20 protein-coding genes, 3 tRNA genes and 1 riboswitch are annotated in these 20817 nt (G+C 62.5%); of the genes, 13 read left to right on the top strand and 10 right to left on the bottom strand.

What is annotated here, in order from left to right:
• Positions 1-168: 168 nt before the first annotated feature.
• From BC1002_RS11495 to BC1002_RS11475, 5 genes are all read left to right on the top strand, one after another.
• Entirely contained in the window at positions 169-1092 is a 924-nt protein-coding gene (locus BC1002_RS11495) for a YicC/YloC family endoribonuclease (protein WP_013090204.1), read from the top strand.
• Positions 1093-1109: 17 nt separating this feature from the next.
• Positions 1110-1793 (top strand): guanylate kinase, encoded by a 684-nt coding sequence (gene gmk, locus BC1002_RS11490; protein ID WP_013090203.1) that lies wholly within the window; start codon positions 1110-1112, stop codon positions 1791-1793.
• Positions 1794-1853: 60 nt separating this feature from the next.
• Positions 1854-2057 carry a DNA-directed RNA polymerase subunit omega gene (rpoZ, locus tag BC1002_RS11485; RefSeq protein WP_008921215.1) on the top strand — a complete coding sequence of 68 codons (204 nt, stop codon included), beginning with the start codon at positions 1854-1856 and terminating at the stop codon, positions 2055-2057.
• A 99-nt stretch (positions 2058-2156) separates the two neighbouring features.
• Positions 2157-4517: a RelA/SpoT family protein gene (locus BC1002_RS11480; RefSeq protein ID WP_013090202.1), complete on the top strand. Its 2361-nt coding sequence runs from the start codon at positions 2157-2159 to the stop codon at positions 4515-4517.
• Positions 4518-4636: 119 nt separating this feature from the next.
• Complete coding sequence (locus BC1002_RS11475) at positions 4637-5122, top strand: phage protein NinX family protein (RefSeq protein ID WP_013090201.1); 486 nt, start codon at positions 4637-4639, stop codon at positions 5120-5122.
• Between the two features lie 73 nt (positions 5123-5195).
• Here BC1002_RS11475 and BC1002_RS11470 read toward each other — a convergent pair.
• Both BC1002_RS11470 and BC1002_RS11465 read right to left on the bottom strand, forming a co-directional pair.
• Positions 5196-5272: transfer RNA gene (locus BC1002_RS11470), tRNA-Arg, on the bottom strand.
• Between the two features lie 74 nt (positions 5273-5346).
• Positions 5347-5423: transfer RNA gene (locus BC1002_RS11465), tRNA-Arg, on the bottom strand.
• 123 nt (positions 5424-5546) lie between these two features.
• Here BC1002_RS11465 and greB point away from each other — a divergent pair.
• Entirely contained in the window at positions 5547-6116 is a 570-nt protein-coding gene (gene greB, locus BC1002_RS11460) for a transcription elongation factor GreB (RefSeq protein ID WP_013090200.1), read from the top strand.
• A gap of 107 nt (positions 6117-6223) precedes the next feature.
• Here the strand turns inward: greB and BC1002_RS11455 are convergent, their stop codons facing one another.
• Positions 6224-7387: a porin gene (locus BC1002_RS11455; RefSeq protein WP_013090199.1), complete on the bottom strand. Its 1164-nt coding sequence runs from the start codon at positions 7385-7387 to the stop codon at positions 6224-6226.
• A gap of 525 nt (positions 7388-7912) precedes the next feature.
• Positions 7913-8158: a hypothetical protein gene (locus tag BC1002_RS11450; protein ID WP_013090198.1), complete on the bottom strand. Its 246-nt coding sequence runs from the start codon at positions 8156-8158 to the stop codon at positions 7913-7915.
• A gap of 394 nt (positions 8159-8552) precedes the next feature.
• Between BC1002_RS11450 and BC1002_RS11445 the strand changes: the two genes are divergently transcribed.
• The gene (locus BC1002_RS11445; RefSeq protein WP_013090197.1) at positions 8553-8756 is read left to right on the top strand and encodes a cold-shock protein; all 204 of its coding nucleotides are present in this window, start codon (positions 8553-8555) and stop codon (positions 8754-8756) included.
• A gap of 321 nt (positions 8757-9077) precedes the next feature.
• Positions 9078-10226, top strand: coding sequence for an exonuclease domain-containing protein (locus tag BC1002_RS11440; protein ID WP_013090196.1), 1149 nt, complete (start codon positions 9078-9080; stop codon positions 10224-10226).
• Between the two features lie 34 nt (positions 10227-10260).
• On the opposite strand, the gene BC1002_RS11435 is transcribed toward BC1002_RS11440, so the two are convergent.
• The 5 genes from BC1002_RS11435 to pepN all read right to left on the bottom strand — a co-directional run bounded on the left by BC1002_RS11435 (position 10261) and on the right by pepN (position 16460).
• Positions 10261-10857, bottom strand: a complete 597-nt coding sequence (locus tag BC1002_RS11435; protein WP_013090195.1) for a chorismate mutase — start codon at positions 10855-10857, stop codon at positions 10261-10263.
• Between the two features lie 283 nt (positions 10858-11140).
• Positions 11141-11290, bottom strand: a complete 150-nt coding sequence (locus BC1002_RS38425) for a hypothetical protein (protein WP_008921206.1) — start codon at positions 11288-11290, stop codon at positions 11141-11143.
• A 1039-nt stretch (positions 11291-12329) separates the two neighbouring features.
• A tRNA-Thr gene (locus tag BC1002_RS11420) sits at positions 12330-12405 on the bottom strand.
• A 73-nt stretch (positions 12406-12478) separates the two neighbouring features.
• On the bottom strand, positions 12479-13495 hold the full coding sequence (locus tag BC1002_RS11415; protein WP_013090193.1) for a class 1 fructose-bisphosphatase: 1017 nt from the start codon (positions 13493-13495) through the stop codon (positions 12479-12481).
• A 268-nt stretch (positions 13496-13763) separates the two neighbouring features.
• Positions 13764-16460, bottom strand: a complete 2697-nt coding sequence (gene pepN, locus BC1002_RS11410; protein ID WP_013090192.1) for an aminopeptidase N — start codon at positions 16458-16460, stop codon at positions 13764-13766.
• A gap of 323 nt (positions 16461-16783) precedes the next feature.
• Between pepN and BC1002_RS11405 the strand changes: the two genes are divergently transcribed.
• The gene (locus BC1002_RS11405; protein ID WP_013090191.1) at positions 16784-17467 is read left to right on the top strand and encodes a DUF4136 domain-containing protein; all 684 of its coding nucleotides are present in this window, start codon (positions 16784-16786) and stop codon (positions 17465-17467) included.
• 1 nt (position 17468) lies between these two features.
• On the opposite strand, the gene BC1002_RS11400 is transcribed toward BC1002_RS11405, so the two are convergent.
• On the bottom strand, positions 17469-18041 hold the full coding sequence (locus tag BC1002_RS11400) for a TMEM165/GDT1 family protein (protein ID WP_085954284.1): 573 nt from the start codon (positions 18039-18041) through the stop codon (positions 17469-17471).
• A gap of 10 nt (positions 18042-18051) precedes the next feature.
• Positions 18052-18265, bottom strand: a riboswitch (yybP-ykoY riboswitch).
• Between the two features lie 499 nt (positions 18266-18764).
• Between BC1002_RS11400 and BC1002_RS11395 the strand changes: the two genes are divergently transcribed.
• Genes BC1002_RS11395 through BC1002_RS11380 form a run of 4 tightly spaced genes read left to right on the top strand, consistent with a single transcriptional unit; the run spans position 18765 to position 20796 of the window.
• The gene (locus tag BC1002_RS11395; protein ID WP_013090189.1) at positions 18765-19490 is read left to right on the top strand and encodes a beta-ketoacyl synthase chain length factor; all 726 of its coding nucleotides are present in this window, start codon (positions 18765-18767) and stop codon (positions 19488-19490) included.
• On the top strand, positions 19474-20268 hold the full coding sequence (locus BC1002_RS11390) for a 1-acyl-sn-glycerol-3-phosphate acyltransferase (RefSeq protein WP_013090188.1): 795 nt from the start codon (positions 19474-19476) through the stop codon (positions 20266-20268). Before BC1002_RS11395 ends, BC1002_RS11390 begins: the two co-directional genes overlap by 17 nt.
• Positions 20243-20548 carry a phosphopantetheine-binding protein gene (locus tag BC1002_RS11385; protein ID WP_013090187.1) on the top strand — a complete coding sequence of 102 codons (306 nt, stop codon included), beginning with the start codon at positions 20243-20245 and terminating at the stop codon, positions 20546-20548. The genes BC1002_RS11390 and BC1002_RS11385 overlap by 26 nt, the downstream gene beginning before the upstream one ends.
• Positions 20545-20796 carry an acyl carrier protein gene (locus tag BC1002_RS11380; RefSeq protein ID WP_013090186.1) on the top strand — a complete coding sequence of 84 codons (252 nt, stop codon included), beginning with the start codon at positions 20545-20547 and terminating at the stop codon, positions 20794-20796. The genes BC1002_RS11385 and BC1002_RS11380 overlap by 4 nt, the downstream gene beginning before the upstream one ends.
• The last annotated feature ends 21 nt before the right edge of the window (positions 20797-20817 follow it).

The following is a 20817-nucleotide window of genomic DNA, read 5'->3' as shown; positions in this document are numbered from 1 at the left end:
CGTACCGTGAAAGCAGCCACGTGCCGGGCCGCATCCGTGCTCGCTCGCGGGCGGATGGCGCCGCCAAAAATGGGATAATGCCGGTTCCCCGCCCCGCGTCTCGTACACGCCGGGCGATCCGCTTCTCAGGCCATCGTCGAACGCATGGCCGCAATCGCGAGAAATACGATGATCTACAGCATGACTGGCTATGCGAGCGCTACGCGCGAACTCGTGGCGGCTTCGGGCACTGGCGGCGTCAGCGTGTCGGTCGAATTGCGCACGGTGAACTCGCGCTTTCTCGATCTGAACTTCCGCATGCCGGAAGACGTGCGCGTCGTCGAACCGACGCTGCGCGAAATGCTGATGAACAAGCTGTCGCGCGGCAAGGTCGACATTCGCGTGAATTTGCAGCGCAGCGAGCAGTCGGCGAACGCGGGCGCGATCAACCGCGATGCGCTCGCGCAACTCGCGCAGCTGGAACGCGCCGTGCTCGACACGTTTCCGGAAGCCGGCCGTCTGCGGACTGGCGAAATTCTGCGCTGGCCCGGTGTGCTCGCCGAAAGCGGCATTGCGCCCGAGACGTTGCGCGACACGGTGCTCGCGTGCGGCAAGCAGGCGATCGCGGACCTGATCGACGTGCGCGCGCGCGAAGGCGCGCAACTCGCGACGATGCTGCTCGGCAACGTCACCGAAATGGAAACGATCGTCACGAAGATCACGCCGCTCGTGCCCGAACTGATTGCGCGGCATCAGCAGAAGATCGTCGAGCGTCTGCAGGAGGCGCTCGGCATCGCCGCGCCGGATGGGGCCGCGACGATCGTGTCGCGCGAAGAGATCAACGAGCGGATTCGCCAGGAAGTGACGATGTACGGCATTCGCATCGACATCGCCGAAGAGCTGTCGCGCCTCACCGCGCACCTGAACGAAACGCGTCATGTGATCGAGAAGGGCGGCAAGGTCGGCAAGCGGCTCGACTTCATGATGCAGGAGCTGAACCGCGAAGCGAACACGCTCGGTTCGAAGGCGGCGGCGAAGGAACTCGCGGATTCGTCGATGACCCTGAAGCTGCTGATCGAACAGATGCGCGAGCAAGTACAGAATCTCGAATAAGGCTGGAGCACTACGTCATGACCGACCACCATCCACGCGAACCCGGCGCTCCGCGCCATCCGTACGCCGGCGCCTATCCCGGCAATCTGTTCATGGTCGTCGCGCCGTCGGGCGCGGGCAAGTCGACGCTCGTCAACGCGCTGCTTGCGGGCGACGACGCGATCCGTCTGTCGATCTCGTACACGACCCGCCCGCCGCGTCCGAAGGAGCAGGACGGCGAGCACTATCACTTCACGACCGTCGAAGATTTCATGCGGCGTCACGACGCGGGCGAGTTTCTCGAAAGTGCGGAAGTGCACGGCAACTACTACGGCACGTCGCGCGTGTGGATCGAGGAGCAGATGAAAAACGGTCATGACGTGCTGCTCGAAATCGACTGGCAGGGCGCGCAACAGGTGAAGAAGCAGTTCCACAACGCGGTGGAGATTTTCATTCTGCCGCCGTCGCTCGAAGCGCTCGAAGAGCGTCTGAAAAAGCGCGGCCAGGACGAACCGAACGTGATCACGCGACGCCTGCTCGCGGCAGGCGGTGAGATCGCGCACGCGGCCGAAGCGGAGTACGTCGTGATCAACGAAAACTTCGATCGCGCGCTGGCTGAATTGCAATGCCTCGTCGGCGCGACGCGCTCGCGCTTCGCGTCGCAGTACGCGCGTCACACGCAGCTTTTCATGCAGCTCGGCATCCACCTGCCGCACCCGTGAACCCGGCGTGCTGTCAGGCACATAAGGTAGAATAAGCAACATACTGAGAAGGAACCCAACATGGCCCGCATTACCGTCGAAGACTGCCTCAAACAGATCCCGAACCGTTTCGAACTCGCGCTTGCCGCAACCTATCGCGCGCGTCAGCTCGCGCAAGGCCACACGCCGAAGATCGAAAGCCGCGACAAGCCCACCGTCCTCGCGCTGCGTGAAATCGCATCGGGTCAGGTCGGCGTCGAAATGCTGAAGAAGGTGCCGGTCTAAGGCGCACGGATTTTCGTTTTCGACTTACCCGGTATTCGCCACACCGGATTGCTCAACGTGCAGAACTGTGTCCAACCCTGACCGCTACCGGAGGCGACCATGAGTGCTACCCCGCCCACCGCCACGGAAGCGGAACACGACACCGACGCACCGTCGTCTGCACGCAAGTACATCGACGCGGTCCTCGAGCAATCGTTTCGTCATCTGTTCGGGCCGACCGCCACGCCGGAGCAGCCGCGCCGGCATGACGTCGTCTCCATCGCCAATCTGACGTCCGCGTTGGCCGGCTATCTGCCGCCGGAAGAAATCAAGGACGTCAAGGCGGCGTTTCACTTCAGCGACGAAGCCCACCTCGGCCAGTATCGCCAGAGCGGCGAGCCCTACATCACGCATCCGGTCGCAGTCGCGGAAATCTGCGCGGGCTGGAATCTCGACGCCCAGTCGATCATGGCGGCGCTTCTGCACGACGTGATGGAAGACCAGGGCGTGACCAAGGCGGAGCTCGCCGAGCGCTTCGGCGCGAAGGTCGCGGAACTGGTCGACGGGTTGTCCAAGCTGGACAAAATGGAGTTTCGCAATCGCGAGGAAGCGCAGGCGGAGAACTTCCGCAAAATGCTGCTCGCAATGGCGCGCGACGTGCGCGTGATCCTCGTGAAGCTCGCGGACCGGCTCCACAACATGCGCACGCTCGGCGCGGTGCCGCCGGAGAAACGTCGCCGCGTAGCGCGCGAAACGCTCGACATTTACGCGCCGATCGCTCACCGGCTCGGCCTGAACAACACCTATCGCGAACTGCAGGACCTGAGCTTCGCGAACTTCAACCCGCACCGTTACGCGACGCTCGAAAAAGCCGTGAAGGCGGCGCGCGGTAATCGTCGCGAGGTGGTCGGCAAGATTCTTGAATCGGTGCAGCGTGCGATTGCCGACGCAAAGCTCGACGCCGAAGTCACCGGTCGCGAGAAAACCATCTTCAGCATCTACAAGAAGATGCGCGACAAGCAGCTGTCGTTCTCGCAGGTGCTCGACGTGTATGGTTTTCGCGTGGTCGTCGACAGCGCGCTCGAGTGCTATACCTGCATCGGCGCGCTGCATGCGCTGTTCAAACCGGTGCCGGGCAAGTTCAAGGACTACATCGCGATCCCGAAGGTGAACGGCTACCAGTCGCTGCACACCACGCTCGTCGGCCCGTTCGGCGCGCCGATCGAGTTTCAGGTACGCACGCGCAAGATGCACGAGATCGCCGAGGCGGGCGTCGCCGCGCATTGGCTGTACAAGAACGGCAGTGCGGATCTGAACGACGTGCAAAAGCGCGCGCATCAGTGGCTGAAGTCGCTGCTCGACATTCAGAGCGAAGCGGGCGATTCGAGCGAATTCCTCGAGCACGTGAAGATCGACCTGTTCCCGGACGCGGTCTACGTGTTCACGCCGAAGTCGAAGATCATGGCGCTGCCGCGCGGCGCCACCGCGCTCGACTTCGCATATTCGATCCACAGCGACCTCGGCAACCAATGCGTCGCGGTGAAGATCAACAACGAGCTGTTGCCGTTGCGTACCGAGCTGAAGAGCGGCGACATCGTCGAAGTGATCACGGCGCCGTATTCGAAGCCGAACCCCGCGTGGCTCGGCTTCGTGCGCAGCGGCAAGGCGCGCTCGGCGATCCGTCATTATCTGAAGACGATGCGCCTGAACGAGTCGGTGCAGCTCGGCGAGCGTCTCGTCGATCAGGCGTTGAAGGGCTACGGCCTCGCGCTATCGGACGTGACGCCGGAAGCGTGGGAAAAGCTCGTGCAGTGGACGGGCAATAAGAACCGTCAGGAAATTTTCGCGGACATCGGTCTCGGCCGGCGGGTCGCCGCGGTGATGGCCAAGCGCATCGAAGTGCTGATGAGCGGGCGCGACGCCGACGACGACGGCTCGCGCTCCGAATCCGGCTCGACGCCGCATGCGCCGCCGGTGGTCATCACTGGTACCGAAGGCATGTCGGTGCAGCTGTCCGCGTGTTGCCGTCCGATTCCGGGCGACGACATCATGGGCTATATCGGCATCGGCCTCGGCATGGCGATCCACACCACCGACTGCCGCGTCGCGCAGCGTATCCATCGCCGCGATCCGGGTCGCTGGATCGACGTCGCGTGGGCGCCGCAGCCCGGGCGTCTGTTCGATGTCGCGGTCAAGGTGTTGGTCAAGAACACCAAGGGCGTATTTGCCCGCGTAGCGGCCGACATCACGTCGGCGGACGCGAACATCGTCCATATTGCGATGGACGAAGATCTGTCGCAGGAATCCACGATTCTGCGCTTCGTGATTCAGGTCAGCGATCGTGTGCATCTGGCCAATGTAATGCGGCGCGTGCGCACGAATCCGGACGTGATGCGCATCACGCGTGAGCGGCCGAGCGAAGAAGGGCATCACCGCCACGACGGCGGCATGCGTATCGACCGCGAGCGCGCGGATTACTGAGCGGCTTCCGACTGGGCGTCGGCGCGGCCTGGACTGGCGCTGCACGCCAGCCAGGCATCTTTCGTGCGGCTCAGGATACAACTGAAGGCAAGTCTCACCTGAACCCGGGGAGAACGCAGATGAACGTATCCGACCTCGCTGGCGTGGCGCTGGATTACTGGGTGGCGCGCAGCCTGCACGACTTCGTGCGCGAAATCTACTTTACCGATAGTGGCGAGACTGTCGCGATCCGCGGCAACGATCGTGGTCGTCCGTGGGACGGGCGGTTCACGCCTTGCGCGTCATGGGAGGCGGCTGCCGTCGTGCTCGAGCGCGCGATGCGCCTCGACGTGCGCGAGCAGAGCGAAAAAGGAGCGTTGTGCGTCGCGGAGTTCAAAGACGGCCAGCGAGCCTCGGAGGGCAGGGGCGACTCGCTGCGCATTGCTTTGCTGCGGGCGTTCGTCGCGAGCCATTTTGGCGATACCGTTGACGACGTGCTGCGGGAGCGCCAGGCACTGACAGGCATGCGGGCCGAGACGATCAGCGAGCAGACGGTAGGCGGGGTCGTCGAGGACTTGCCGCACCCGGACGGGCAGATTGGGGATATCCAGTCGCCGCCGCGTTGAGTTGCCGGCGCATGGGCACGGCTTGGGGCGTCATAAAAACAAAGGGCCTTCCGATTGGAAGGCCCTTCATGGATGGCGCGGCTGGCAGGATTCGAACCCACGACCCCTTGGTTCGTAGCCAAGTACTCTATCCAACTGAGCTACAGCCGCACGCAAAACGGTGATGCTTACTGCAAAAACCGGTGAAACCTGAGAACTCCCGGCAAGGAAGTTCTCGAATAAGGTGGCGCGGCTGGCAGGATTCGAACCCACGACCCCTTGGTTCGTAGCCAAGTACTCTATCCAACTGAGCTACAGCCGCACACAGAAACGAGATTATAGCCAACAGATTTGAAAAATGGAAGCCCATCACGACGATTTGTGTCGCGGGCCCAATCGTGTAACCTTTTATCAGGTTGTTGCTAGCAGCTGTTAATGGATGATTATGAACAAGGCCTTTGTCAAAGAGTCGAGCGAAGACAACGACGACGATCTCGACGTCACCCAGCCCGACGTGCCCGCAGGCACCAAAAACTACATGACTCCCGCCGGTCATCGGCGTATGCGCGATGAGTTGCTGCATCTGATCGATGTCGAGCGGCCCGAGGTCGTCAAGCTCGTGTCGTGGGCGGCGTCGAACGGCGACCGCTCGGAGAATGGCGACTACATCTACGGCAAACGACGTTTGCGTGAAATCGACCGGCGAATCCGATTTCTCACCAAGCGGCTCGATCTGGCCGAGGTCGTCGATAGCAGCCGCCAGGAAAACGTCGATCAGGTGTTCTTCGGCGCGACGGTCGATTATGCGACCGAGGACGGCGAGGAGCATAAGGTGACGATCGTCGGTGTCGACGAGGTCGACCTGGACATTGGGCATGTGAGCTGGATTTCGCCCATTGCGCGTGCGCTGCTGAAGGCCAAAGTCGGCGATACGGTCACGCTATTCACGCCGGCCGGGCCGCAGCCGATCGACATTCTCGACGTCAAGTACCCGCCGCCTCATAGCGGCCGCTAGGCGCTGGCGGAGGCGCAGGCAAAGTCTGGCGAAAGACCCCTTCGGCGCGAACATAAAAAAAGGCGCCGCGAACGGCGCCTTCTCTACTGCCAGTCCTTGCGCGGTGCTTAGAAGCGGTGACGCAGACCAGCCGTTACAGCGACTTGCTTGTTGTTGCCCGAAGCGTTACCCACGCCATTGATGAAGGCGGGGACGATCGAGTTTTCGTTTGCTGCCTGATACACGCCTTGCAGGTACACGTCGGTACGCTTGGACAACGCGTATGCGGTTTGCAGGTCGACCTGGTTCCAGTGCACGTGCGTGCTGGACAGGTTAGCGCGGGTGTACGTGTACGCAGCGGCAATGCTGATCGCCGGTGTCAGAGCGTAACGAGCGTTGCCCTCGAAATTCTGGAACTGGGCGCTGTTGGACGGGAAGCCGATGCCACCCGAGACACCCGATGAGCCTTGGCTGATGCCGACGAGGCCGTGCAGGTTCGTCTGCGAGTAAACGATGCCAACGGTTGCCGGGCCGAACGCGTAGTTGGCGCCTGCGCCCCATGTTTGCTGACGTTGCGCGAAGAACGTGTTGTCGCCCGATACTGCGCCACCCGAATTGAACGCTGCGGCCGCGCTGGTTGCGCCGTTGGCGTTCAGTTGCAAGTAAGCGGCTGCGACGTTCAGGCCGCCCCAGTTGTACGATGCGCCAGCGCTGTATGCGCGGTTGTTCGCGAAGCCGCTAGCCTGGTTCGAAAAGCCGTACAACGCGCCGAACTTGAAGCCGCCGTAGTTCGCGCTCGTGTACTTGGCCGAGTTGTTGATACGGAACGAGTTGTTCAGGTTGTCGTTGTCGAACGGGTGGGCGAACTGGGTGCCGCCGTATTGCGTGCCGGTCAGCGCCAGCGGGCCGACGAAGTCGACCATGCTGTCATATTGACGGCCGAGCGTGACAGCGCCGAACTGGTCGCTCGACAGACCGACGAATGCCTGCCGGCCGAACATACGGCCGTTCTGCTTGAGCGTGCCGTCGTTGATTCCAAAGCCGTTTTCCAACGTGAAGATGGCCTTCAGACCACCGCCGAGATCTTCAGCGCCACGCAGGCCCCAGCGGCTACCGTTCACCGAACCGCTCGTCATCGCAACGTTGGCGCCGTGCTGGGTAGCACTGACGCGCTGGTTATTCGTATAGGTGATACCCGCGTCGATCAGGCCATACAGGGTGACGCTGCTTTGCGCGTGCGCTGCCGTGACGAAAACGCCCGACAGGGCTGCGACCATGAGTGTCTTCTTCATTGATATAACTCCAAGAGCGAGAGAGGCATAAAACCCTGGCTTAGGAGACCTTCACGCGAGTGCTGCGAGAAGCGGAAGCCGCGTGAGAAGCGCGTTGACCAGATTCGCGCCGGTTTCCGATTAGGCAGAGTGTAGAGAGACACTTCCAGGAGTTGATGTTCCGATTCGCGCAATAAAGTATTACGCAAGGAGAAACGATCATTAATCGCCATTCGAGCCTTATAGACAAAGGCTTTGCGCCGACTCGGCGAATTCGGCGTCTGGATTTTTGCCAAGCCGCGTTGCTGATTCGCGACACCAAACGATGCGGAAAAGCAACGGGAAGAAATGCCGAAAACGATTGTTGCAATTGCGGCAATAGACGATTGTTAATTGTGTGAATAATCGAAATCGCATACCACCGCTATACTCTAGTTTCTGCTTTCCGAAGCAGACTTTTTCGTTGACGAAAAAGATCTCCAAACCTTTGTCAGCGCGACCTTCCAGTCGCGCTTTTTTTATGGCGGACGAACTTCGTGAACTGCTCTAATGAGCGGGCGCGGTGCCGTCCGCGTCGTCCCAGTCAGCCTGCGTGGACGCGCTCCAGTCTTCCATCACATAACGGCGCGCATCCATCGGTGAGGAGAGCAGGTTCTGCCAATGGTCTCCATGCCACATCGGATCAAAGTCGAAAACCGTGGACGGTTCCGCGGCTCGTGCAGGTTGGTCTGGTATGACCTTTGCGTGCGAATGAGTTAGCCAGGGGAAGAGACGGCGAATTTCCTGGAACATGACAACCTCCTGAAGCGCATCGCTACAACTGATCTGCATCATGCGAGCGGGGCTGCGCCGCAACAAGTCGGACAAACACTTACGCAAAGATGGATTTTGTTACATTCGCCTTGCATATTTTTCGCAAATTTTTCCGTTCACAGTCTGGATTAATCATTCCAGGTAAATTTGACGAGCCCACTATATCCATGGGATTCGAAGTCTTATCTTTTTATACGCTAAACGCATATGAAAAGTTTACTTGACGGCCATTCTCTGTTCCCCGTATAACGGCAAAGCCGAATTTGATTGGCTGTTTCTGGTTTTTGTCTTGATCAGATATGGGCAACTGAATCGGGGTTGGATCGATTCAAGGGCAATGCCCGCTTGATAAATCACCGAGGGAAAACAGGAAATGGAAACTGGTGTCGTCAAATGGTTCAACGATGCTAAGGGTTTTGGCTTCATCACGTCGGACGCGGGTGGCGAGGATCTTTTCGCGCACTTTTCGGAGATCCGCAGCGAGGGCTTCAAGTCGCTGAAGGAAAACCAGCGTGTGTCTTTTGAAGTCAAGACCAGCCCGAAGGGCAAGCAGGCGGCCAACATTCAGCCGCTGTAAATGCGCTGCGTCGGGCGCGCTTCCCACGCAGTCGGGAGCGAAGAACCCTCGCCGTCGCGCGAGGGTTTTTTATTTTATCTAAACTTTTCACCTGGTTCGGTAACTGCCTGATTCAACCCTACCCATTATTGTCGGAAGATAACTCATTGAAGCGAATTCGCTAGTCCAGATTTAATGGTTTAAGCGTCTGAGGAATATCGGTGCAAAATCGATGACCCGTGCCGACGCAGTTTTCTGCCTGCGAACGCAGCACGGTCTGGATGCGCACCGTCCAGCTGGTGCATACTTGCCGCAAATTCATGTGTCCGAATCCCTTGTCCCATGTCTGAACTGCTTTCGCCGGAACCGGCACTCGATGCACCCATCGTTTTCGTAGACCTCGAAACGACCGGCGGCTCGACGAGCGAGCACCGCATTACTGAGGTTGGCGTTGTCGAAGTCGGACCGGCCGGCGTATCGCGCTGGAGCAGCCTGGTCGACCCGCAGCAGCCCATTCCGTCGTTCATCCAGCAACTGACCGGCATTACGAACGATATGGTGCGCGGCGCACCGACGTTCGAATCGATCGCGCCCGCGTTGTTCGAGCGCCTGAACGGCAAGTTGTTCGTCGCGCACAACGCGAGTTTCGATCGCGGATTTTTACGCAGCGAATTTCGTCGCGCGGGAATTGCGTTCGACCCGGACGTGCTTTGCACGGTGCGACTGTCGCGTGCGCTGTTTCCCGGCGAAAAGCGTCATGGTCTCGATGCACTCGTCGAACGTCATGCGCTGGTGCCGTCCGACCGTCACCGCGCGCTCGCCGACGCTGATCTGATCTGGCAGTTCTGGCAGCGTCTGCCGACGCTCGTGCCGCTCGACGCGCTGCGCGCGCAGATCGAGCGCACGACGCGGCGCTACCGTCTCGCCGGCGACATCACGGAAGATCTGCTCGACACCGCGCCGGCAGGCTGTGGCGTGTATGCGTTCTATGGCGAAGGCGATGCGCCGCTGTATGTCGGCCGCAGCGTGCGCGTGCGTCAGCGGCTGCGCTCGCACCTGACCGGCGAGCGGCGTTCGTCGAAGGATATGCGCCTTGCGCAGCTGGTGCGGCGCGTCGAATGGCGCGCGACGGGCGGCGAGCTCGGCGCGATGCTAGCGGAGGCGCAGTGGATCGCAACACTGCGGCCGGGCCATAACCGCTTGCCGCGTGTGACGAAGAGCGATCCCGCGAACGCGCCGTGGCCGTTCGAGGGGCCCATCGTGTTCGAGGAGCGTGAGGACGCGCAGCGCATCTTCCACGTGGTCGATCGCTGGCGGTACCTCGGGCACGCGCCGTCGCTCGTGCAGGCGGCGCAGCTGCATGGGTCTGCGCTGGCGGGTGCGTTCGAACTCTCGACGTACCGTATCCTGCAAAGCCATCTGGCGCGTGGTCTACGCGTGATGCCGTTGAGCGCGTCGCGTGATGCGCCGGAGTCGAGCATCGTCGTGTGACGCTTATGCAGCGCGCACTGTGGCGTTGCCGGAATCAGCCGGTCGCGCCGACTCCACCGGTCTCGCACACATGACCTAGCGCGCGCGTCATCGCGCTCGAATGCGCGGAGTCATAGCGCGTCAGCGCTTTCCAGTTAGCCAGCGACTGCGCGACGCGCGACGGACAATCGTCCGCCGCGCGCAGCGGCTGCACGCGCGCCAGACTGGCCATCAACGATTGCGTCAGCTTATCGAGTTGCGGTCGCGTGCTTGTTGCGAGGTCGGGTGCGGGACCCTGCGGCGGCTGGGTGCTGCGCCATTTCGCAAAGAGCGCGTTCTGCACGTCTTTACTCGCATCGATCTGATCCTGGAAGAACGTGCGGGCGAACGCCGGGTCGACGTTTGCCGCCGCGGCGCGCTTTTCCACTTCCCCGAGCAGCGCATTTTCGCGCGGTGTATCGGTGATCGGCTGGTGGTTCGCCCATTTCCAGCGCGCGACCGGCTCTGCGAGCGCAAGGCGCTGCGAAACCAGTGCGATCAGGTTGGTGAGCGCGGTGTCGTCACCATCGGCGAGGGCGGGGGCCGGCGAGAAGGCGATGGCGGCGGCGATGGCGAGCGCGCATGACGCGCCGAAGCGATGCAAACGGTTCATGAGGTGGACGTGGCCGGGCGGCCGTTGACGGAAAAACCAAAAGAATAAATGATGCCCCGCAAACGGCGCATATCGGGCCGCTTTATACAGGTTGTCGGGCAGGAAAATGGGCGCGAGAAGGGCGCGCGTATTCGTACGCTCGAGCCGTGTTGCCCAGCGTGGCTGCTGGATCAGGCGAACTGACCCACCGTCCTCACGGAAGTGTCGGACGGGTAATGAGGGCGCGAGTATTCGCCGCGCATGACATCAACGAGCGCCAATGCTGCACCGCGCCAGTGGTCCGTTACTTCGGATCGCACGACTTGCGTTGTTCGTCGAAGAAAGCGCGAACATGCTCGGGCAGCTCGGCTCCCAAAAACTCGACGGCCACGGGTTCCGGATCCGGGTAAAAAACTTTGTCCGGGGTCGGAATCTTCGGTGGTTTGGCATCCATGATCTTTCTCCTTTGCGAATCGATTATCGGCCTCGTTCCTCGCATTGCACCAGTGTCCGATGCGAGTCATATGTACTCTGTTGCTTTAACGGCACAAGCCGACACCTCAGCAGAGTGATTGAATAAAATTTGTCGGTCTTACTATCGCTGGCGTTTCGCGATCCGCTTAATTGCACGCACGAAATCCTCCGCTGTCCCGCTCCTTCGCCCGTCCCTCTCGCACCTTGCCCAGCTTACGTTTGAGCACGATCGATCGGTATTGCCGCTGCACTGCATCTACCGCATTCTTGTGAATAAGACGTGACAAATTTGTGCATCGCCGCATCGGCAGTATTTTCCCGTTTCGGAACTGAACCTTCGTAATTTGCCGATTGCATAACTGCCTGCCTATTTCTTGGTAAACGGAACATTCCGCGCGCCGTTGACCGTCCAATACCTTATTTAAAGAATTTGTCGTTGATTAACTGGCCGACTGTTGGTTGGCAAACTGATTCTCTTATTGCTGTGACAAAAGGCCCTCATTTGGCGACAAGTCGAACGCAGCCCGCAGCGCCTACTGATGGCTCGACGTGCGTTGGCAGACGGACGCGCAACGCGCGGCGCGGATCATGATGTCTTTCATGTTCGGGGAGAGGTCGCGATGGAAAACGCTGTCTACTGGTACGGACGTCAGGTTGGCATCGAATGCGCCGGCAGGGTCTTGTGGTTCGCGTCGGCGCCCGCGCAAGCGATAGCCGCATCCGGAGCGCCGCACCAGGCCGATACCGTAGTTGCGCGCAATCTCGCGATGCCACGGTCGTACGACCCGCTCCGCGTTCCCGACTAGGCTGGCCCGCCGCGCACCGCAGTCGAGAGCGTTGTGTTCGTCCACGCACGATCCGCGCCGAATGGTTCGCTTATCTGTTTCTGTTTCCGCTGCGCGCAAGAGTGCTGAGCCTGTGTCGCGCGTGACTTGCGAAGAGGCGGGGCGGCAATGTCTCGCGCGACGGCAAAACAAAAAGCCCAGTCACGAGGACTGGGCTTTTTGTTTGAATCTTGATGGTGCCGGAAAGAGGAATCGAACCCCCGACCTTCGCATTACGAATGCGCTGCTCTACCGTCTGAGCTATTCCGGCATCAGGAGAAACGAGATTATAGGGACTACTTCAGTGACTTGGCAAGCCCCTTGATGCATTTTTTCTTTCGAGATCACTTCTTCGCTTCGAGGTGGTAGCGCGTCACGCGATCGACCTCATTCTTCGAGCCGAGGAACACCGCGACGCGCTCGTGCAGGCTCTTGGGCTGGATGTCGAGAATACGCTTCTCGCCGTTGGTTGCAGCACCGCCCGCCTGCTCGACGATGAACGCCATCGGATTGGCTTCGTACATCAGACGCAGCTTGCCCGGCTTGTCCGGCGTGCGCTTGTCGGCCGGGTACATAAAGATGCCGCCGCGATTCAGGATGCGATGCACGTCGGCGACCATCGATGCGATCCAGCGCATGTTGAAGTCAGCCTGACGCGAACCTTCCTTGCCTGCTTTCAGTTCGCCGATGTATTGCTGAACCGGCGGATACCAGTGGCGTTCGTTCGAAGCGTTGATCGCGTACTCGCGCGTTTCGACCGGAATACGCATGTCGCTTTGCGTGAGCACCCACGAGCCGAGCTCGCGATCGAGCGTGAAGCAGTTCACACCGTTACCGGTGGTCAGCACCAGCACCGTTTGCGGGCCGTACACCGCGTAGCCCGCGGCGACCTGCTCCGTGCCCGGCTGCAGGAACGATTGCTCGGTGGCCTGGTGGCCATCCGGGCAACGCAGCACCGAGAAGATCGTGCCGATCGACACGTTGACGTCGATGTTCGACGAGCCGTCGAGCGGATCGAACACGAGCAGATATTCGCCCTTCGGATAGTTGGCCGGAATCGGGAAGAACTGTTCCATTTCCTCGGAGGCCATGCCCGCGAGGTTGCCGCCCCATTCGTTCGCCTCGAGCAGAATTTCGTTCGACAGGATGTCGAGCTTCTTCTGCACTTCGCCCTGGACGTTTTCGCTGCCCGCCGAGCCGAGGGCATCGCCGAGCGCGCCCTTGCTGACGTGGTAGCTGATCGCCTTGCACGCGCGCGCGACGACTTCTATCAACAGGCGCAGATCGGCGGGCAGGTTGTTGGTTTCACGCTGCTGCTCGATCAGGTACTTCGTGAGAGTGGTACGACGTTGCAATGACATTGCTGTACTCCGGGAAGGCTAGAAGAATGATGGGATTTTAACCGCTCGTGTGTGTCGGCTCCGTGCTTTTGGTCGCACGGCCGCCTTCAGGTCTTGCGGCGCGTCCTGGCCGGGACGATGCCGCTGACGCTGGCCGCGAGCGCCGCGGCCGTCGACGGACATGCCGAGCGACTCGAGGAACTCGCTGCGCAGAATTTCGCCACCAGCGCGAAAAAAAGCCGGCAACGCGTGCCGGCTTTCCGATGCGACGCGACAACTCAGCGAGGCATCACGCCAACGCCTTCTCGACGATCTCGCGCACATCGCGCGACTTGACCTGCGCGGCCACTTTCTCGAGCGCCGCGCGCATGCTGTCGCGCAGCGCCGGCGTGAAGCGCCGCCACAGCTCGAGCGAACGCGCGAGGCGCGCGGCCACCTGCGGATTGAGCGCGTCGAGCGCGATCACCTGCTCGGCCCAGAACGCGTAGCCGGAGCCATCTGCCGCGTGGAACTGCGCGGGGTTCGCCGCACAGAAGCTGAAAATCAGCGAACGTGCCCGGTTCGGGTTCTTCAGGTTGAAGGCCGGATGCGTCATCAGCTTGCGCACCGTATCGATCACCGGATGCTGTGCGCCGCCGCGCTGCGTGGCCTGCAACGCGAACCATTTGTCGATGACGAGCGGCTCTTTCTCGAAGCGTCGATAGAAGTCGTCGAGCGCGTGCTGCGCCTCGGGGCTGCCGCCTTGCGGCGCGGCCGCGTTGAGCAGCGCCGACAGCGCGGCCGCGCGATCGGTCATGTTGTTCGCGGCTTCATATTGCGCGGAGGCAAGGCGTACCGCGTTCGCGGAATCGTCGAGCTCGGTCAGATACGACAGCGCGAGATTCTTCAGCGCGCGATGACCGGCCGCCTCCGGCGTCGCCTCATAGACGCCCGGCGTGCGATGCTGCTCGTAGACCTTCAGCCAGTCGTCACGCAGCGCATTGGCGAGGCGCTTGCGCATGAACTGCCGCGCCGCGTGCACCGCGGCCGGATTCGACTCGGCCATCTGCTCGGCCAGATACGCTTCGGACGGCAGCATCAGCGCGAGTTCACGGAACGCCGGCGACAGCGTCTCGTCGGTCAAAACGCGCCCGAACGCGGCGACCACCGAGTCGTCGAGTTGCAGCGCCGCGCCCGTCGCCGCGCGGGTGGCCAACGTGAGCAGCTCGCGGGTGGCGAGCCGCTGGCCGGCTTCCCAGCGGTTGAACGGATCGCTGTCGTGCGCGAGCAGGAACGCGAGCTGTTCGGCCGTGTAGTCGTACTCGACGATCACCGGCGCCGAGAAATTGCGCAGCAGCGACGGCAGCGGTTCCTGTCCGACGTTGACGAACGTGAAGGTCTGCTCGGTCTGGGAAAATTCGAGCACGCGCGTGGTCGACTCCGATGCCTTCGCCTCGCCGTCGAGCCTCAGCGGCAGATCGCGGCCGTCCTTGCCGATCAGACCGATCGCGAACGGAATCAGCAGTGGACCCTTCTGCGTTTCGCGCGCGGCGGGCACCGCATCGCCGTAGCCCTGGCGCAACGTCACGCTGTAGCGCTGCTGCGCGGCGTCGTAGCGCGTGCGCACCGACACGCGCGGCGTGCCGGCCTGGCTATACCAGCGCTCGAACTGCGCGAGGTCGCGGCCGTTCGCGTCGGCGAGCGCGTGACGGAAGTCGTCGCACGTCACGGCCTGGCCGTCGTGACGCTTGAAGTACAGGTCCATGCCCTTGCGAAAGCCGTCGCGGCCGAACAGCGTCTGATACATCCGCACGACTTCCGAGCCTTTCTCGTAGACGGTCATCGTGTAGAAGTTGTTGATCTCGACGTAGCTCTCCGGGCGCACCGGATGTGCCATCGGACCCGCGTCCTCGGCGAACTGCATCTGGCGCAGCACGCGCACGTCCTCGATGCGCTTGGTGGCGCGCGCGGCTTCGTCGCTGGCGCCGCCCGCCATGTCGGCCGAGAACTCCTGGTCGCGGAACACCGTCAAGCCTTCCTTCAGGCTCAGCTGGAACCAGTCGCGGCAGGTCACGCGGTTGCCGGTCCAGTTGTGGAAGTACTCGTGGCCGACCACCGCCTCGATGTTCGCGAAGTCGGTGTCGGTGGCCGTTTCGGGATTTGCCAGCACGTACTTCGTGTTGAAGATGTTGAGCCCCTTGTTCTCCATCGCGCCCATGTTGAAGTCGCTGACCGCGACGATCATGAAGCGGTCCAGGTCGAGTTCGAGCCCGAAGCGCTCTTCGTCCCAGCGGATCGAGTGGATCAGCGAATCCATCGCGTGACGGGTCTTGTCGAGATCATGCGGCTCGACCCAAACCTGCAGCAGCTTTTCCTTGCCCGAGCCGGTCTTCACGCGTTCTTCGAGCGCGACGAGCTTGCCCGCGACAAGCGCGAACAGATAGCTCGGCTTTTTGAACGGATCTTCCCAGCGCGCGAAATGACGGCCGTCGGGCAACTCGCCTTCTTCGAGCAGATTGCCGTTCGACAGCAGCACCGGATAGTCGGCCTTGCTCGCGCGCAGCGTCACCGTGAAGCTCGCCATCACGTCGGGGCGGTCGAGGAAGTAGGTGATGCGGCGAAAGCCCTCGGCCTCGCACTGCGTGAAGAAGTTGCCGCTCGACACATACAACCCCGACAGCGTGGTGTTTTCCGCGGGGTTGCAGATGCTCGTGAGGGTCAGCTCGAAACTGTCCGGCACGTTGTCGAGCAGCAGGCCGTGCTCGTGCGGATGCGCATTCGCAAACGGCTTGCCGTCGATTTCGGCGCCGACGAACTCCAGTTGCTCGCCCATCAGTTCGAGATGCGCGGCACGCGACGCATCCGGATTGCGGCGCACGCGCATCGTGTTCCTGACGACCGTGCGTTCGGGGACCAGATCGAACTCCAGCGCGACGGTGTCGATCAGGAAGGCGGGCGGCGCGTAATCGGCGCGGCGGATCACATTGGGCGTTGCGGTATCGGCCATGGTGTTCTTTGGTGGTGTACTCGAGCGGTCGGGCGCGCAAACGGCGCGCGAGCCGGGCTTGGTCGACTCATTGTACAAAGCCTCGGGCAATCGTGCGGAGGGCAAGGGGGCCGAGTTTCGGCGCCGGGCAGCGCGGCCGGTTTCGACAGGCACGGGAAGAACCTTTTGCTGGCTGCCGAGGTCAGCGTATTATCGGGCGCCGCCCGTGCCGGAGGCTCAGCATCGTCAGCCGGCGAGCGGATCGCGCGACGGAATAATCGCGGCTGAAGCAGGGTTTTAACTGAAGCAGAATAGATGCAACCAGAGGCATCACGAGGCAGACCATGAACTTCGATCGATGGACCCGCCGCGTCGCGTTGCTGTTCGTCGCGCTGAGCGTGCTGCTGTCCGGCTGCACGACCTATGTGACGACGCAGGTCACGGCGTTCTCCGACTGGACCGGCAGCGACGCAACCCGCACCTATGCGTTCACGCGCCACGAGGATCAGAAGAACAATCTCGAACTGAGCGCGTACGAGCGGATCGTCGCAAACGAGCTCGCGGTGCACGCGTTCCGCGAAGTCGCTCACGACGACGCGCGCTATCTGGTCGAGCTTGCCTATGGCATCCGCTCGGATGTCGTGACCGTCGCGCAGCCGGTCTACTACAACCCGTGGCCCGGCCCTTACTGGGGCCGGCCGTTCGATCCGTGGGGTCCGTGGGGGCCGTTCCCGGCGACCTACGTGAATCAGAGCTACCCGGTGTTCACGCATCTGCTCGGCATCCGGATCACCGAGCGGGCGAGCGGCCGGGAGGTCTATAACGTGACGGCGCGCAATTTCGGCGAGGAGTCGTCGCTGCTGCGGGCGATGCCTTATCTGGCGCGTAGCGCGCTGGCGGACTTCCCGCTGGCCAACGGCGCCGTGCACACCGTGAAGATCCCGCTCGGCGGCGGCGCGGCCGCGAACGAAGTGTCATTGCCGGCGGCGCCTGCGGGCGCCACGTCGGCGCCGAAAGCCGCGCAGTAGCTTAGACCCCGACCCCGAACAAGGCCATCGCACCCAACACGACGAACATCACCGAGGCGATGCCATGCACGAGCTTCGTCGGCAGACGGTGCGCGAAGCGGTCGCCGAGCAGGATCGCCGGCACGTTCGCGATCATCATGCCGAGCGTCGTGCCGGCCACCACGCCGAAGAAATCGTGAAAGCGAGCGGCGAGGGCGACCGTCGCGATCTGCGTCTTGTCGCCCATCTCCGCGAGGAAGAACGTGACGACCGTGGCGCCGAACACGCCGAAGTGCGTGCGATTCGTGTTGGCTTCCTCGTCTTCGAGCTTGTCGGGCACCAGAATCCACAGCCCCATGCCGATGAACGACGCCGCCAGCGCCCAGCGCATGATGGTCGGCGTCAGCATCGAGCCGAGCCACGCGCCGAGCGCGCCGGCGCCCGCGTGATTGATCAGCGTCGCCGCGAGCACGCCGAGAATGATCGGCATCGGCTTGCGATAGCGCGCGGCCAGCACGAGCGACAGCAGTTGCGTCTTGTCGCCGATTTCGGCGAGCGCGACCGCGCCGGTCGAAATGAGAAAAGCTTGAGTCACGTTGAATGGATTCCTCGGGCCGAAGATGAACGAGCGACGACCCACGACACGCCGGGCCCTGTTGCGGCGCGTGTGGATCATCGGTCTCGCCAGGCCAGAGGCTGCGACTGCCATGGCCGTGCTGGCCAAGTGTGTTGACAGGCGCCCCCGCGAGCCACACGTGCGACGCACCGGCGAAGCGGTGCGGACGTGCCGCGGGGCGGCTACTCCCCAATGAGCGGCGGAGTATAGCAGGCGCCGCAGCATCGCTGTGACGAATGTTGTTCGGGCGCCGACGACGCGGCGGGGGCGTTTTCGCTCTACGACGTATTCGGCGAAAGATCAATGAAAGGTTCTTTTGGTCGATTCTGTCGGCGTTGGCACGCCGGCGCCGACGCGCGAAACGGCCCTTCCGGTGCGTCGCCGCGGCCGGCTCCGTCAAATCGTCTAACAATGTGTTGCGCCGCAGGCGCGGATACAGATGGATACGTCTTTCCTCGACGATTTGCTTCAAAATACCCGGCACTATTCGGCCACAAAAGGAGCCCGATCCGCCATCCCCCATACCCCGATCGTCAGGGGCGCCTGACAAGTCAGGCCCGATCGCCGGTGCTGCATTCCCATGCCAGCAGACCGGTCGATCCCGGCTGGAACCTCCCGATCCGCGCGGCGCCGCTCGCTGTGACGGCTCTGTATTCAGTCAGGCGCTTGAGCCCCTTTCCCGTATCTACGCGCGAACACCATATGCCCGATCTGCACTGGACCATTCCGGTCGGTCGCTGGTCTAGCTGGCCGGCCACCTCGCCTGCCGCACCCGATGTCGGCTTTATCGAGCCGATCGTGCGGCGGCGTCTCAGCACGCTGTCCAAGGTCGCGCTCAAGGTCGCGCACGACTGCGTCGCGCAGGAACCCGCGCGCGTGGTGTTCGCGTCGCGGCACGGGGAATTGCGGCGCACCACCGACATCCTGCGCAGCATCAGCGCAGGCGAACCGGTGTCGCCGACCGCTTTCAGCCTGTCGGTGTTGAACGCGATGACCGGGGTGTTCGGCATCGCGCGCGGCGACCGTTCGGCCGCGAGCGCGGTATCGGCTGGTGCGCAGACGCTCGGCTATGCGCTGCTCGAAGCGTACGCGCAATACGAGACACAACCGGATGCGCCGGTGCTGCTCGTCTATGCCGACGAACCGGCCGATCTCGCGTACGGCACGATCGAAGACGAAGTGCACGGCGGCGCGATCGCCGTGTTGCTCGACAAGGATGCGTCCGCCGGGCACGTTGTTTGCAGCTTGACCCGCGCCGACGAGCAGGTGGCCCAGCAAGCCGGCGAGCCGCGAACCGCATTGAGCGACGCCGCGAGCTTTCCGACCCAGAGCCAGGCGCTGCTGCACTGCCTCGAAACCGGCCAGCCCGCACGCTGGCAGCGCGCCGGCGCGCTGTGGCACTGGAGGTGGGATGAGCGCGCGGCTTGATTACGCGTGGCGTTTTTGCGCGACCGGTCTCGCCTTCGTCGCGTTCGGCGTGTGCGGCGTGCTGTTTTCGGTGCTCGTGTTTCCGCTCGCGTGGCTGTGGCCGCATCGCGCGTCGCGGCAGCGTGCGGTGACCGTCGTGATCCACCGGTTTTTCCGCGCGCTGGTCGCGGTGCTGCGCGGCCTCGGCGTGATGGAGCTCGAAGTATCCGGCGCCGAGGCGTTGCGCGCGGCCGGACCGGCGATCGTCGTCGCGAATCACCCGACTTACCTCGACGTGATGGTCCTGCTGTCGCTGACGCCGCGTGCGTGTTGTGTCGTCAAGCACGTGCACTGGCACAACCCGTGTTTCTGGGGCATCGTGCGCGCGGCCGAATACGTGAGCAACGCGGACGCGATCGCGCTCGTCGAGGCCGGCGCGAAGCAGCTCGCGGCCGGCTACACGATGATCATTTTTCCGGAGGGCACGCGTAGCCCCGCGCCCAACCGGCTGCACGCGTTTTCGCGCGGTTTCGCGCACATGGCGTTGAAGGCCGATGCGCCGATCGTGCCGGTGTTGATGGATTGCGATCCGCCCGCGTTCACGCGGCAGATGCGCTGGTACGACGTGCCGGCGCGCGCTTTCCGGATGCGCGTGAATGTGCTCGCGCCGCTTGGCGTCGACGAACTGGCCGCGCACGACGCCACCGCCGCCATCGCGGCGCGCAGCGTGACGAATGCCGTAGAAGCCCACATTACCCAGCACCTGTTCGATTATGGATTCTTTAAAACTGGAAATTAAAAAGCTTCTGATTGAAGCCCTCGATCTCGAAGACCTGAGCCCCGCCGATATCGACGACGACGCCCCGTTGTTCGGTTCCGACGGCATCGGTCTCGATTCGATCGACGCGCTCGAAATCGGCATCGTGCTGCGCAAACAATACCAACTGACCATCGCGGCGAACGACGAACGTACCCGCCAGCACTTTCGCTCGATCAACACGCTCGCCGCGTTGGTCGAGGGTCAGCGCGAAGCGGCGCACGCTGCGAACGAAACCGCAAGGAAGGGGATTGAATCGTGACCGAGACTGAGATTCTCGAGCGCATCCGCGCGATCTTTCAGGAAAACTTCGCGATCGAGCCGCAGCGCGTGACGCCCGACGCTCACCTGTTCGAAGACCTCGATCTCGACAGCATCGACGCGGTCGATCTCGCGATCAAGCTGCAGGAGATGACCGGCCGCCGCATCAAGCCGGAGAACTTCAAATCCGTGCGCACGGTCGGCGACGTGATTGGCGCGGTCGAATCGCTGCTCGCGGCGCAAGGCTGATGCGGGCCGCGCACCCGCGCA

The sequence above is a fragment of the Paraburkholderia atlantica genome, assembly GCF_000092885.1.
Taxonomy (GTDB): Bacteria; Pseudomonadota; Gammaproteobacteria; order Burkholderiales; family Burkholderiaceae; genus Paraburkholderia; species Paraburkholderia atlantica.
This window is presented reverse-complemented; position numbering and strand designations above follow the sequence as displayed.